The organism is Paraburkholderia polaris, assembly GCF_012927345.1.
Taxonomy (GTDB): Bacteria; Pseudomonadota; Gammaproteobacteria; order Burkholderiales; family Burkholderiaceae; genus Paraburkholderia; species Paraburkholderia polaris.
The window spans coordinates 41057-54224 of the sequence record NZ_JABBGJ010000022.1 but is presented as its reverse complement, the minus strand read 5'-3'; the positions used below and the strand labels follow the sequence as shown (position 1 = coordinate 54224).

At 61.0% G+C, this 13168-nt stretch carries 12 protein-coding genes and 1 tRNA gene; 9 read left to right on the top strand and 4 right to left on the bottom strand.

Features of this window, described 5'->3' with window-relative positions:
* Nucleotides 1-3: 3 nt before the first annotated feature.
* The 3 genes from HHL24_RS20920 (at nucleotide 4) to HHL24_RS20910 (ending at nucleotide 1727) form a co-directional block, all read left to right on the top strand.
* Nucleotides 4-459 (top strand): HigA family addiction module antitoxin, encoded by a 456-nt coding sequence (locus tag HHL24_RS20920; RefSeq protein WP_169487316.1) that lies wholly within the window; start codon nucleotides 4-6, stop codon nucleotides 457-459.
* Between the two features lie 120 nt (nucleotides 460-579).
* Nucleotides 580-1596, top strand: coding sequence for a class 1 fructose-bisphosphatase (locus HHL24_RS20915; RefSeq protein ID WP_106283319.1), 1017 nt, complete (start codon nucleotides 580-582; stop codon nucleotides 1594-1596).
* Nucleotides 1597-1651: 55 nt separating this feature from the next.
* Nucleotides 1652-1727 (top strand) — tRNA-Thr (locus HHL24_RS20910).
* A 211-nt stretch (nucleotides 1728-1938) separates the two neighbouring features.
* On the opposite strand, the gene HHL24_RS20905 is transcribed toward HHL24_RS20910, so the two are convergent.
* Nucleotides 1939-2139 (bottom strand): hypothetical protein, encoded by a 201-nt coding sequence (locus tag HHL24_RS20905; RefSeq protein ID WP_169487315.1) that lies wholly within the window; start codon nucleotides 2137-2139, stop codon nucleotides 1939-1941.
* 369 nt (nucleotides 2140-2508) lie between these two features.
* Here HHL24_RS20905 and HHL24_RS20900 point away from each other — a divergent pair, with 369 nt between their 5' ends.
* Nucleotides 2509-5184, top strand: a complete 2676-nt coding sequence (locus tag HHL24_RS20900) for an ATP-binding cassette domain-containing protein (RefSeq protein ID WP_169487314.1) — start codon at nucleotides 2509-2511, stop codon at nucleotides 5182-5184.
* 20 nt (nucleotides 5185-5204) lie between these two features.
* On the opposite strand, the gene HHL24_RS20895 is transcribed toward HHL24_RS20900, so the two are convergent.
* Nucleotides 5205-6116, bottom strand: a complete 912-nt coding sequence (locus tag HHL24_RS20895; RefSeq protein WP_206002956.1) for a LysR family transcriptional regulator — start codon at nucleotides 6114-6116, stop codon at nucleotides 5205-5207.
* Nucleotides 6117-6244: 128 nt separating this feature from the next.
* Here HHL24_RS20895 and HHL24_RS20890 point away from each other — a divergent pair, with 128 nt between their 5' ends.
* The 3 genes from HHL24_RS20890 to HHL24_RS20880 all read left to right on the top strand — a co-directional run bounded on the left by HHL24_RS20890 (nucleotide 6245) and on the right by HHL24_RS20880 (nucleotide 8901).
* The gene (locus tag HHL24_RS20890) at nucleotides 6245-7360 is read left to right on the top strand and encodes an aldo/keto reductase (RefSeq protein ID WP_169487313.1); all 1116 of its coding nucleotides are present in this window, start codon (nucleotides 6245-6247) and stop codon (nucleotides 7358-7360) included.
* A gap of 508 nt (nucleotides 7361-7868) precedes the next feature.
* Nucleotides 7869-8018: a hypothetical protein gene (locus tag HHL24_RS20885; RefSeq protein WP_169487312.1), complete on the top strand. Its 150-nt coding sequence runs from the start codon at nucleotides 7869-7871 to the stop codon at nucleotides 8016-8018.
* Nucleotides 8019-8304: 286 nt separating this feature from the next.
* Nucleotides 8305-8901: a chorismate mutase gene (locus tag HHL24_RS20880; RefSeq protein ID WP_169487311.1), complete on the top strand. Its 597-nt coding sequence runs from the start codon at nucleotides 8305-8307 to the stop codon at nucleotides 8899-8901.
* A gap of 123 nt (nucleotides 8902-9024) precedes the next feature.
* Here HHL24_RS20880 and HHL24_RS20875 read toward each other — a convergent pair whose 3' ends face one another.
* The gene (locus HHL24_RS20875) at nucleotides 9025-10179 is read right to left on the bottom strand and encodes an exonuclease domain-containing protein (RefSeq protein ID WP_169487310.1); all 1155 of its coding nucleotides are present in this window, start codon (nucleotides 10177-10179) and stop codon (nucleotides 9025-9027) included.
* Nucleotides 10180-10531: 352 nt separating this feature from the next.
* Nucleotides 10532-10735: a cold-shock protein gene (locus HHL24_RS20870; protein ID WP_054037310.1), complete on the bottom strand. Its 204-nt coding sequence runs from the start codon at nucleotides 10733-10735 to the stop codon at nucleotides 10532-10534.
* Between the two features lie 439 nt (nucleotides 10736-11174).
* Between HHL24_RS20870 and HHL24_RS20865 the strand changes: the two genes are divergently transcribed.
* Both HHL24_RS20865 and HHL24_RS20860 read left to right on the top strand, forming a co-directional pair.
* Nucleotides 11175-11423 carry a hypothetical protein gene (locus HHL24_RS20865; protein WP_169487309.1) on the top strand — a complete coding sequence of 83 codons (249 nt, stop codon included), beginning with the start codon at nucleotides 11175-11177 and terminating at the stop codon, nucleotides 11421-11423.
* Between the two features lie 531 nt (nucleotides 11424-11954).
* A complete protein-coding gene (locus HHL24_RS20860; RefSeq protein WP_169487308.1) occupies nucleotides 11955-13103 on the top strand; it encodes a porin in 1149 nt (382 codons plus the stop codon).
* Nucleotides 13104-13168 lie beyond the last annotated feature (65 nt).

Here is a 13168-nt window from a genome sequence, read left to right as displayed (position 1 = left end):
GGCATGGTCATCAAACGCTCCGATCTGAACAGCATCGATTTCTCGGACATCGACACGGGCGAAAGCATCCCGGATATCCATCCGGGCGAGATTCTGCGTTGCGAGTTCCTCGAACCGCTCGGCATGTCCGTCAATGCGCTCGCGCTTGCGCTGCGCGTACCGGCGCCGCGCATCAACGACATCGTGCGCGGCAAGCGCGCCATCTCAGCCGATACTGCGCTGCGGCTCGAGCGCTACTTCGGCGCGAGCGCGCAGTTCTGGCTGAACCTGCAGATCGCCTACGACCTGCGCATCGCCACCGCGGCAGCCGGCGAGCAGATCGAACGCGAAATCGAGCCGATGCCCAAGGCGAACCGGCCGAAAATGCCGAAAGTCTCGGCCGAACACGCCCGTGCCGCAGCACTCGCCACCAGCCTAACCGGCAACGTCACGGCCATCAAGGCGCGCCGTAAAGTCTGAATTTCGGCGCCCAATGCAGCGCCTGGCGACGCGGCCGAACGCCCTTCCGTATCAAAAGCACGGAGCCGACACAACGAGCGGTTAAAATCGAGACATTCCTCAAGCCCCCGGAGTACAGCAATGGCTTTGCAACGTCGTACCACTCTCACGAAGTACCTGATCGAGCAGCAGCGCGAAACCAACAACCTGCCGGCCGACCTGCGCCTTTTGATCGAAGTCGTTGCGCGCGCGTGCAAGGCGATCAGCTACCACGTCAGCAAGGGCGCGCTGGGCGATGCGCTCGGCACGGCGGGCAGCGAGAATGTCCAGGGCGAAGTGCAGAAGAAGCTCGACATCCTGTCGAACGAAATCCTGCTCGAAGCGAACGAATGGGGCGGCAACCTTGCGGGCATGGCGTCCGAGGAAATGGAGCAATTCTTCCCGATCCCGGCCAACTATCCGAAGGGGGAATACCTGCTGGTGTTCGACCCGCTCGACGGCTCCTCGAACATCGACGTCAACGTGTCGATCGGCACCATCTTCTCGGTGCTGCGCTGCCCGGACGGCCAGCAGCCCACCGAACAATCGTTCCTGCAACCAGGCACGCAGCAGGTCGCGGCAGGCTATGCGGTGTACGGCCCGCAAACCGTGCTGGTGCTGACCACCGGCAATGGCGTGAACTGCTTCACGCTCGACCGCGAACTCGGTTCGTGGGTGCTCACGCAAAGCGATATGCGCATTCCAGTGGAAACCCGCGAATATGCGATCAACGCTTCGAATGAGCGCCACTGGTATCCGCCGGTCGAGCAGTACATCGGCGAATTGAAGGCTGGCAAAGACGGCTCGCGCCAAAGCGACTTCAACATGCGCTGGATCGCGTCGATGGTCGCCGACGTGCACCGTATCCTTAACCGGGGCGGCATCTTCATGTATCCGGCGGACAAGCGCACGCCGGACAAGCCGGGCAAGCTGCGTCTGATGTACGAAGCGAACCCGATGGCCTTTATTGTCGAGCAGGCGGGCGGCGCCGCGACCAACGGCGAGAAGCGTATTCTGGACATCCAGCCGAAAAGCCTGCACGAGCGTGTGGCGGTGTTCCTCGGCTCGAAGAACGAAGTCGACCGTGTCACGCGCTACCATCTCGAAACAAAAAAGTGATCGTAGGGTCTTGCCAAGCTCCTGAAAAAGTACCTATAATCTCGTTTCTCCTGATGCCGGAATAGCTCAGACGGTAGAGCAGCGCATTCGTAATGCGAAGGTCGGGGGTTCGATTCCTCTTTCCGGCACCACAAGATTCAAACAAAAAGCCCAGTCCTCGTGACTGGGCTTTTTGCTTTCTGTCGCCTGCTTTCTGCGTTTCTCTCTGCTTTCTTCCCCGGTTTCTGCTTTTCCCCTGCGCCCGCTTTCCGGAATCCGCAAAGACTCAGCTTAGCCTTCGCCTCGGTCAACGCGAGTGCCGCTACTTCAATGCCGACTGCCACAATGACCAACGGCCCCAGTTTATCCGCCAAAATCCAATCGATCGCATCGCGCGGTCATGCCGAGATTGCGAGCGACCACCGTATCTTCAACGATCACGTTCTCCGCCGGCTTGCTGCCATACGCCAGCACCGCTTCCGGCGGCGCTGACGAAAACCACAAGATCCGGCCGGCGCACTCGATTCCGACCTGGCGTCCTTTCCAGTAGACAGCGTTTTCCATGGCGAACTCTCTGAAGGGCGAAGACAGCCATCTTCCGCGCCAGACCCGGCGCGTCCGTTAGCCACCGCACCGTAAGCGGCGGATAGCTGCTGTCAATGATAGGCGCAGGCTCGCGCGTTGACCGGCTGGTCATTCGATGTCGGTATTCTTTGGCGTCAGACGGCAGCCGCTCGATCCGTCGAAAACATTCGCGGACTCAACGTTTTCGCCGCGCTTCGGCTAGGCTGCTAGATGACGACGCAGTCTCGACTCGTGCACTGCCCTTACTCCCGCCGGAAACCATCCTCCCTTCGCCGGGCATATTCCGTGCAACGCTCATAAGCGTTCCCCCGGCCGACCGGGTTGCCACGCTTACCCCTATGAATCGACATGGACGCCATCCGCAACAAGCCCCGCTCGCTCTCCGCCTCCACCGATGCGCCCGCGCCGACCGGTTTCGTCCGCGTACGCGGCGCTCGCGAGCACAATCTTAAAAACGTCGACGTGCAGATCCCGCGCGATGCGCTGGTCGTGTTCACCGGCGTTTCCGGTTCGGGCAAATCGTCGCTGGCGTTCGGCACGCTCTACGCCGAGGCGCAGCGGCGCTACTTCGAATCGGTCGCACCGTATGCGCGACGCCTGATCGACCAGGTCGGCGTGCCGGAAGTCGACGCGATCGACGGTCTGCCGCCCGCCGTCGCGTTGCAGCAGCAGCGCGGCACGCCGAGCGCACGTTCTTCGGTAGGCAGCGTGACGACGCTGTCCAGCCTCGTGCGTATGCTGTACTCACGCACCGGCGACTACCCGCCGAAACAGCCGATGTTGTTCGCAGAAGATTTCTCGCCGAACACAGTGCAAGGCGCCTGCCCTACGTGTCACGGGCTCGGCCGCGTGTACGAAGTCACCGAGAAATCAATGGTGCCGGACGACTCGCTGACCATCCGCGAGCGCGCAATAGCCGCATGGCCGCCCGCATGGCATGGACAGAATCTGCGCGACATTCTGGTGACGATGGGCTACGACGTCGATACACCATGGCGCGACCTGCCAAAGAAAGACCGCGACTGGATTCTCTTCACAGACGAACAGCCGACCGTGCCCGTCTACGCCGGTTTGACGCCAAAGGAAACCCGCGCCGCACTCAAACGCAAAGCCGACCCTAGCTATATGGGCACCTTCACCGGCGCGCGCCGTTACGTGCTGCACACTTTCGCGAACACCCAAAGCGCGTTGATGAAAAAGCGCGTGTCGCGGTACATGGTCGGCAGCGTCTGTCCGACTTGCCACGGCAAACGACTCAAGAAAGAAGCGCTCTCAGTGAAGTTCGCCAGTCTCGATATCGGCGAATTTGCGCAGTTGCCGCTCGCCAGGCTGGCGGCCATTCTCGAACCGATCGCGCGGGGCGAATGGCCCGATGCCGCGACGGGCGCCGACTGCAAAGGCCGCGTGCTTAGCAGGCATGCGATGCGCGACGCCGTCGACAAGCGTGTCGCCGCAGGCGGTTCGGCGCACAAAGCCTCGCCCGACGTGCGACGCACGCCGAATCTCTCCGAGGAGAAGCGGGTCGCCGCGCAGCGCATTTCAGCTGAACTGCTCGAGCGCCTGACCACGCTGATCGATCTCGGCCTGGGTTACCTCGCGCTGGAACGCAGCACGCCGACGCTGTCGTCGGGCGAACTGCAGCGCTTGAGGCTGGCCACGCAGTTGTCGTCGCAACTGTTTGGCGTCGTGTACGTGCTCGACGAACCGTCGGCCGGCCTACACCCTGCCGATGGCGAGGCGCTCTTCAGCGCACTGCAAGGACTGAAGGCAGCCGGCAATTCGCTATTCGTGGTCGAGCATGATCTGCAGATGATGCGGCGCGCCGACTGGCTGGTCGACGTTGGTCCCGCAGCCGGCGAAGCAGGCGGTCATGTGGTCTACAGTGGACCGCCCGCGGGACTCGCCAGGGTCGAAGCGTCGCAAACGCGCCGGTATCTGTTCACGCCCCCGGCGCCCGTCGACCGTACGCCGCGCTCACCTGCGGGCTGGCTGCGACTTGCCAATATCACGCGCAACAATCTGCACGGGTTGAATGTCGCATTTCCGCTCGGCTGCTTTACGACCGTCACCGGCGTGTCGGGCTCCGGCAAATCGAGCCTCGTAAGCCAGGCACTGCCGGAACTGATCGCAAGCCGCCTGGGACGGATCATCGAAAGCCCGGACGATGACGAACAGGACCCGTTGCTCGCCACCGAGACGATGCCGACAAGCGGCCACATCACCGATGGTATGGAGACGCTGCGCCGGCTCGTGCGCGTCGACCAGAAACCAATCGGACGCACACCGCGCTCGAATCTCGCCACTTACACGGGCTTGTTCGATCACGTGCGCAAGCTGTTCGCCGACACGCCGCTCGCCCGCAAGCGGCGCTACGGTGCGGGCCGCTTCTCGTTCAATGTCGCGCAAGGCCGCTGCCCGACATGCGAGGGCGAAGGCTTCGTGAGCGTCGAGCTGCTGTTTCTGCCGAGCGTCTATGCGCCCTGCTCGACCTGCCACGGCACCCGCTACAACACCCAGACACTGGAAATCACGTGGCGCGATAAAAACATCGCCGAGGTGCTCGACCTGACCGTCGACGCCGCCTGCGATTTCTTCGCCGACGAAGCCAGCGTGATGCGCGCGCTGAAAGTGTTGCGCGATATCGGCCTCGGCTATTTGCGGCTCGGCCAGCCGGCCACCGAACTGTCGGGCGGCGAAGCCCAACGCATCAAACTCGCCACCGAACTGCAGCGAGCGCAGCGTGGCGACACCTTGTACATCCTCGACGAACCGACCACCGGCCTGCATCCCGCCGACGTCGACCGGCTGATGGTGCAACTACAGGGACTCGTCGATGCGGGCAATACGGTGGTGGTGGTCGAGCACGACATGCGGGTCGCCGCGCAAAGCGACTGGATCATCGACGTCGGCCCGGGCGCGGGCGACGCCGGCGGCGCGATCGTGGCCAGCGGCACGCCGGCCGAAGTTGCGCGCGCCACGGAGAGCCGCACGGCCGCCTATCTGAAGCAACGGCTCGCGGCCTGAAGCTGGAGCACGCGCGAGCGCTACCGGACTCCGCGCTTCTCCCTCAGGAAATCGATCAGCGCGCGCAACTTGAACGGCATCTGCGCGCGGCTCGCCGTGTACAGATAAAAGCCCGGAAAGCTCGGACACCATGCGTCCAGCACACGTACCAACCGACCGTCTTCGAGTTGCTCGTTCACGTAGTCGTCGATCACGTGGAGAAGGCCCACGCCCTGCTCCGCCGCCCGCACCATCGTGCGTAGATCGTTGGTGACAAGACTTCCGCGTGTCTCGACTTCGAACACGCGCGACGAATCATCGGGCGGCGCGAACTCCCATCGATAGATACCGCCGCTGGTCGAGAAGCGGTAGCGCAGGCAATCGTGAGCGGCGAGATCAGCAGGTGTCGCCGGCGCTGGATAGCGCTCGAAGTAGGCCGGCGAGCCGGCGACGACAATGCGGATCTCTCCACCCAACGGCACCGCCACCATGTCCTGCGCGACCCGTTCGCCAAGCCGGATGCCCGCGTCGAAGCCTTCGCCGACCACGTCGGCGAAACCATCGTCGAGCGTCAAGTCGAGACGGATCTGCGGATAGCGGCGCGTGAACTCGGCCAGATGCGGCAGCACCAGCAACTCGCTCGCGACCCTCGGCAAATTGATGCGCAGCGTGCCGGCGGGCTGGTCGCGAGTCTCATCGAGCGCCTCGAAGGCCGCCTCCAGTTCACCCAGCGCAGGCACCACGCGCGCGAGAAACTGTGCGCCAGCCTCCGTCAGGGCGACACGCCGGGTGGTCCGGTTGAACAGGCGCACTTTCAACTGCGTCTCGAGCGCGCGAATGCTTTGCGACAGCGCCGACGCCGTCACCCCGGATTCAGCGGCCGCGCGCGTGAAGTTGCCGTGACGCGCCACGCACGCGAACGCCATCAACGCCGGCAGCTGGGCTGGGTCCATCGCCACCTCCATTGTTAAGCCTCACTTCATAATCCTTGCAGACAGACGGCGTTTTTCCAAGTAAAAAATCGGCGCACGATGGCGTCATCGATTCAATTCCTCCCGTCTTAGCGCTCAAGGAGATTGACATGACGATGGACCGCTACAACCTGCTCGGCCGCTCGGGCCTTCGCGTGAGCCCGATCGCACTCGGCACGATGACCTTCGGCACCGAATGGGGCTGGGGCGCCGACGAACAATCGGCGCAACGTCTGTTCGACCTGTACGTGGATGCCGGCGGCAACTTCATCGATACCGCCGACCTGTACACCGAAGGCACCAGCGAAAAATGGCTCGGCAAATTCGTCGCGGCGCGCGGTCTGCGCGACCGGCTCGTGATCGCCACCAAGTACGGCTACAACGCCGAGAGCGGCAATCCGAACGCGGGCGGCAACCACCGCAAGAATCTGCTGCGTGCGCTCGACGGCTCGCTCAAGCGTCTGGGCACCGACTACATCGACCTGTACTACCTGCACACGTGGGATCGCGTCACGCCGGCCGACGAAGTGATGCGCGCGATGGACGACGCGGTGCGCGCGGGCAAGATCCGCTACGTCGGCCTGTCGGATACGCCTGCGTGGTTCGCGGGGCGCGCACAGACGCTTGCCGACTGGCGCGGCTTCGAGCCGGTCGCGGCGATGCAGCTCGAATACTCGATGATCGAGCGCAACGCTGAGAACGAGTTCGCCGACCTCGCCGCCAATCTGGGCATGGGGCTCGTGCCGTGGAGTCCACTGGGCATGGGGGTGCTGTCGGGCAAATACCGTCCTTCGCAAGGCGGAGCAGCGAGCCATGTTTCCGGCGAAGGGCGCCTTGCGAGCGTGGCCAGCGCGCCGCCGCCGGGATTCGACAAGCTGACCGAACGCAACTTTCGCATCGTTGCAGAACTGGAGGCCGTTGCGAATCTGGCGGCGCGTCCGATGGCGCAAGTCGCGCTGAACTGGCTGCATCAGAAGCGCGGTGTATCGAGCATCATTGTCGGCGCGACCCGGCCGGAGCAGTTGCAGCAGTCGCTCGGCTCGCTCGATTTCACGCTCGCGCCGGAATTGATCGCACGGCTCGACGCCGTCTCGGAACCTGCCCGTCCGTTCCCGTACTACATGTTTGCTGACGGTCATCAGGCGCGGATTCACGGGCAGGTCGAAGTCGCCGACAAACCCGCTGCCTACTCCGCACCCGTGAAAATTCCGGCACCGAACGCGTAAAAATCGTCCACCGCTAACGCCGCGCTTCGTCCAGAACGCGGCGCCTTTTATTTGCAAAAAATAACGCGAAAAGTATTCGCGCTCGTCAACGAAGTCGCGCAATCGTTCGTTTACAAACAAATGGGGGGCTGAATGGCCGCACTGAACCAATCGGTAATTAACGAACGTTCGGCCTAACGCGGAGAAAATCGCCCCAATGCGGCAGTGCACAAAAATCGCCACGAATTGTTCATATCAACGCATATGAACGGGTTAGTGGTGTGGCGCACAGAGATAATGCGCGGAAGGCGCGCGGGGCAAGGCTGGGAAGGGAACGGCGGAGATATCGGCCTGTTTTGATTCGCAACGGTGAATTCAGCCGTGCGCAGTCAACCGATAAAGTCTATTCAAACATTCCGTTCCCATGTCGGCCTGTACCGTTAAAGCAACACCCAACATGTGAGCCGCATCAGACACTGGTGCAAAACGGGGACCGAGGCAGATAATCGGTTTGTAAAGGAGAAAGATCATGGATGACAAACCAACGAAGATTCCGACCCCGGATAAAGTTTTTAGTCCGGATCCGGAACCCGCTGGCGTCGAGTTTCTGGGTGCCGAACTGCCTGAGCACGTTCGCGCATTTTTCGACGAACAACGCAGGTCGTGCGACTCGAAGTAATTGTGAAGTGGCGCGATGCAGCATCAGCGTCCGCGCGTTTGACGCGCGGCGAAGATTTGCACGCGCCCCTACGATTGTCTTTTGCCGCTTTCGCGGTACGGGTTACGCCTGCTTGATTGCGACGCCTGGCTCATGTGGCCCGACGCGGTGATAGCGCACGTCTCTGACGAGTGTCTTTAAATATCCCGGTCGTTTGTTTTTCGATCGACCGGCGCGCCCGCTTGATCCGCGCATCGTCTATTCTTCTGGTTTTTCTTCTGCGGCCGACCGGCCTCTCCCGCCCTCCATGAATCGCTCGTATCGCTTTGGAGCGTCATGCGCGCTCGCGTTGTTCACCGCGCTTGCGCTCGCGCCCGCTCCCGCCGTTGCGGACGGCGACGACACCGCGCTGACCAATCTGATTGCCCTGGCCTCGCAGCGTCTCGCGCTCGCGGAACCCGTTGCGCGCTGGAAGTGGGCGAACCATCAGGCGATTACGGATACGCCACGCGAGAACGCATTGCTCGCCGATGTTGAAAAGCGCGCCGTTGCCGCGAACGTCGATCCGGCGTTTGCGCACGCCTTCTTCCAGGATCAGATCGACGCCAGCAAGGACGTGCAAAACGCGCTGTTTGACAACTGGCGCAGCACGCGGCCGCCTGAAGGCCCTGCGCCCGACCTGGCCACCAGCACGAGGCCGCAGTTGGACCGGCTGACGCAGTCACTCGTGGCCGGGCTCGCACGCGTGCAAGCACTGCGCGCGGCGCAGGATTGTCCGTCGCGCGTGGCGCAATCGCTTGCTAACTGGAAGTCACTGACGCGCTACGACTCGACCCGTTCGAGCGCGTTGACACGCGCGCTCGGCCACGTGTGCGAAGCGGGTGGAGTCGGTGCGACGGGCTGATCGGTCTGTGCAGTCTGTGCGATCTATACAGTCGAACCGGGAGCTTAGAACCCCCATTGGTCCGCCGATCTCAGGCGTGGATTGAACCCGCCCTGAGTAACGGGTCGTTATGCAAAGCCCGCTTTAAGCCAGACTCGGCACAGGCGTGCCGCTCGAGACGCTCAACGGCATCAGACGCAGGCCACGCGCAAGATGGCTCTGCAGAAGACGATAGGTCGACAGCTCGAACGGCCCGGCCGCGCTCGACGCATGCAACGCTGCCGCCTGCGCGAGCGAGGGCGCATGCCCGAGGTAACGCCACCGATCGACAACATGAAAAGCGCGCGCGTGCGACGCTTCTTCACGCTCCTCAAAGACGACTGGTCCTTCGAACGGCCAGGGCGCATCCAGCGGATCGCTCTTCGTGACACGCGGCACCCGGTTATGGCCGGGGCGCAGCGTCGCGATCAACTGCGCCTCCGCGAGCATGGCGCCCAGCTCGCCGCCAGTCGCGCGCCACTCGACACGCCGCACTTGCTGCGCGAGCCGCATATCCTTCGACGAACGCCGCTCACCCGTCAAATGCGAACGCAGCCGCTGACGCACACGCACGCTTCGCCCGACGTACAGCGGCAGATCGCCTTCTCCATAGAACGTGTAGACACCGCATCCGGCAGGCGCAGTGTCGAGCAGATCTTCAGTGATGTCGCCGGCAAGCCGGTAGCGCCGGGTGGTGCGTTCGATCTGCGCCAGCAAAACGTCCAGCGGTACGAGACCGCCATGCAGGCGCTGCCAGAACTGCCAGATCAGATCGGCGTCGGCGAGTGCGCGGTGGCGATCGGACGGGACGAGACCATGACGCTCCACCAGTGCGTCGAGCCCATGACGCTTTTCCGCCGGAAACAGCGCGCGCGACAGGCGCACGGTGCACAGCACGTCCGGATCGAACGCAAGCCCGGCCCGGCGAAACTCTCCGCGCAGAAAGCCGCGATCGAAACTGGCGTTGTGCGCCACGAACAGTTTTCCGTTCAGGCGCTCGAACAATTCGGGCGCGATGGCGTCGAATGTCGGCGCGCCACGAACCATCGCGTTCGTGATGCCGGTGAGCTGCTGAATGAATGAAGGAATCGGTTGCTGAGGGTCGACCAGGCTGCTCCAGCGCGACACGCCAGCCGGTCCTATTTCAACCACCCCGACCTCGGTGATGCGATGCTCGCTGGTGGAACCGCCGGTGGTTTCAAGGTCGACGAAGACGATCGGCACATCGAGGGCCGGTTCTGGCGGAAACTGTTCAGACATGGAAAGGGATACTTTGGACGCGTGGCTTTGCGGCAAGTATGCACCAGTTAGCCGCCTCGCACCCAGCCAGCATTGCGTTACCTTTGGCGCCGTGCAGTGCAAAGACCGCATTTCTGCACGATCCACGAAGAGCACATAAAGCTGCGAATTATTATATTGTCATGGCGCCGGTTTGAAATTCAAAAAACGTCATCTTATCTTCCACCTCTCCGCACATTTAATCCGAACCAGATAGTTAATTGCCTCATCCACACAGACAATAATGTCCAGCCATAAAAAAACCTTCGCATCTCGCGAAGGCTTTTTTGCGATCAGACTGCCCGGCGACACGCGCGGAGCAGCGCAGTGCAACTTACAGCGGCTGGATGTTCGCCGCTTGCTTGCCCTTCGGGCCAGCCTTGACTTCGAAGGAAACGCGCTGGCTTTCCTTGAGCGACTTGAAACCTTCAGTGCGGATCTCCGAAAAGTGCGCGAACAGGTCTTCGCCACCCGAATCCGATGTAATGAAGCCAAAGCCCTTAGCATCGTTGAACCATTTGACGATACCAGTTTCCATATTCCAGTTTCCCTCGATGATTTATCAAAATCGGGCATTGCCCTCAGATGAATTTCATGGCCATTTCGTCTGCGAACGAGCATTTCTGAAGGCGCTGCACTATCAGAGCTGGCGATTGAAATTCAGCATTGCCGTTATACGGGGAACGAAGAATCAACGTCAAGAGAATTTTTCGTATGTCCTTAGCGCGCAGCACAATAACTCAATGCCGGATGAATCGAAACCATGACAGCATATTCAGCGAAGACTGAACAACCATTCACGTCAATATTACTTATTCAAAGCTGGAAATAAACAATTTCGGGAAAAAATTCTGCATGCCGGTGAGCATATGTAACAAAACATGTTTTCAGTAAGTGTTTGTCCGAGTTGTTGCCCCGCACCCACGGCAGCATGATGGAAATCAGTAGCGGGAAGTAATGCGCGTCAGGAGGTTGCCATGCTGTTCAATGAATTCCACCGCCTCATCACCTGGCTCACCCAATCACATGTAAAGACGGTTCCCGCTCAGTCCGGTCCGATCGCCGCGTCGCCTTCAGCCTTCGAATTTGATCCTATGTGGCATGGGGACCATTGGCAAAACCTGCTGTCGTCCCCCATGGACGCGCGCCGCTATGTCATGGAAGACTGGAGCACCCCCATAGCGACCGACTGGAGCGAAGTGGACAGCGCTGCGCCGGCGCACTAACTGACATCCGCGATTCGGCAATCGGCAGGCGAAAAAAAAGCGCGACTGGGAAGTCGCGCCGACAAAGGTTTGGAGATCTTTTTCGTCAACGAAAAAGTCCGCTTCGGAAAGCAGAGATTTCAGTATAGCTGCTTAAACGATTTCGATTATTCGCACAATCAACAATCATCTATTGCTATTGCGACAACAATCTTTCGTTACGATTTATCGCGTTGTTTTTTTGCATCGATTATTGTAGTAAATGAGCAACGCGATTCGCGTTGACTCGCCTTCCATTCCCCCTCAATAACGCTGCAAGCCTTTATCAACAAGGCTCAGGCGGCACGCGCCTATCGTTTCACATCCAGTAATACTTTATTGCGAAAACCGGAACGTCCGTTTTACGAGTGTCTATCTACACTCTGCCTAATCGGAAACCGGTGCGTTTGGAGTACAACGCGCTTCTCATGCGGATTTCGCCTCTCGCAGCGCCCGCGTGAAGGTCTCCTTAAGCCTGGGTTCAATGCCCACTCTCGCTCTCGGAGTTACAAGATGAAAAAGACACTCATGGTCGCGGCCCTCACGGGCGTTTTTGCAACGGCAGCACATGCCCAGAGCAGCGTCACGCTGTATGGCTTGATCGACGCCGGCATCACCTATACCAACAACCAGCACGGCCACAGCAACTGGCAGGAAACGAGTGGCTCGGTCAACGGCAGCCGTTGGGGCTTGCGTGGTTCTGAAGATCTGGGCGGCGGTCTCAAGGCCATCTTCACGTTGGAAAACGGCTTCGGCATTAATGACGGCACGCTGAAACAAGGTGGCCGCGAATTCGGCCGTCAAGCGTTCGTCGGTCTGACGAGCGACCAGTTCGGCGCAGTGACCCTCGGCCGTCAGTACGACAGCATGGTTGACTACGTTGCTCCGCTAGCACTCACCGGCACCCAATACGGCGGCACGCAGTTCGCGCACCCGTTCGATAACGACAATCTGAACAACTCGTTCCGCGTCAACAACTCGGTCAAGTACCAGAGCGTGAACTACGGTGGCTTCAAGTTCGGCGCTCTGTACGGCTTCTCGAACCAGGCTGACGGCTTCGCCAACAATCGTGCTTACAGCGCGGGCGCATCGTACAACTGGGGCGGGCTGAACCTCGCTGCCGCTTACCTGCAACTGAACAGCAACGGCGCCACCGGCGCGGCTGCGGCGTTCAATTCGGGCGGCGCCGTGTCAAGCGACAACACGTTCTTTGCTGGCCGCCAGCAAACGTGGGGCGCAGGTGCTAACTATGCGTTCGGCCCGGCAACGGTCGGCCTCGTGTACTCGCAAACGAATCTGTCGAGTCTGGCTGGCATCGGCGCGGGCGCGTCGGGTCAATCGGCTGGCATTGGATTCGCCAACCCCAACAGCGCCCACTTCCAGAACTTCGAAGCTAACGCTCGCTATGCTCTGACGCCGGCAGTGAGCGTCGCCGGTTCGTACACGTACACGCGCGCAAGCCTGGCTGGTACGCGTCCGCACTGGAACCAGTTCAACTTGCAAACGGCGTATGCGCTGTCCAAGCGTACGGACGTCTACCTGCAAGGCGAATATCAGCAAGCCAACGAAAACGCCATCGTCGATGCCGACATCAACGGGCTGAGCGCTTCGAACAACAACAAGCAAGTCGCTGTGACCGCTGGTCTGCGTCACCGCTTCTAAAGCAGTTGGCAACAACACCTGCAGTATCGAAGGCGCCGTTCGCGGCGCCTTTTTTATGCTGCACC

Bases quoted from the DNA above. Each gene is read 5' to 3' on its own strand.
- HHL24_RS20875 (WP_169487310.1), bottom strand. From the start codon at position 10,179: ATGTCTGAACAGTTTCCGCCAGAACCGGCCCTCGATGTGCCGATCGTC.
- HHL24_RS20890 (WP_169487313.1), top strand. From the start codon at position 6,245: ATGACGATGGACCGCTACAACCTGCTCGGCCGCTCGGGCCTTCGCGTG.
- HHL24_RS20920 (WP_169487316.1), top strand. From the start codon at position 4: ATGGTCATCAAACGCTCCGATCTGAACAGCATCGATTTCTCGGACATC.
- HHL24_RS20865 (WP_169487309.1), top strand. From the start codon at position 11,175: ATGCTGTTCAATGAATTCCACCGCCTCATCACCTGGCTCACCCAATCA.
- HHL24_RS20905 (WP_169487315.1), bottom strand. From the start codon at position 2,139: ATGGAAAACGCTGTCTACTGGAAAGGACGCCAGGTCGGAATCGAGTGC.
- HHL24_RS20860 (WP_169487308.1), top strand. From the start codon at position 11,955: ATGAAAAAGACACTCATGGTCGCGGCCCTCACGGGCGTTTTTGCAACG.
- HHL24_RS20915 (WP_106283319.1), top strand. From the start codon at position 580: ATGGCTTTGCAACGTCGTACCACTCTCACGAAGTACCTGATCGAGCAG.
- HHL24_RS20900 (WP_169487314.1), top strand. From the start codon at position 2,509: ATGGACGCCATCCGCAACAAGCCCCGCTCGCTCTCCGCCTCCACCGAT.
- HHL24_RS20880 (WP_169487311.1), top strand. From the start codon at position 8,305: ATGAATCGCTCGTATCGCTTTGGAGCGTCATGCGCGCTCGCGTTGTTC.
- HHL24_RS20885 (WP_169487312.1), top strand. From the start codon at position 7,869: ATGGATGACAAACCAACGAAGATTCCGACCCCGGATAAAGTTTTTAGT.
- HHL24_RS20895 (WP_206002956.1), bottom strand. From the start codon at position 6,116: ATGGACCCAGCCCAGCTGCCGGCGTTGATGGCGTTCGCGTGCGTGGCG.
- HHL24_RS20870 (WP_054037310.1), bottom strand. From the start codon at position 10,735: ATGGAAACTGGTATCGTCAAATGGTTCAACGATGCTAAGGGCTTTGGC.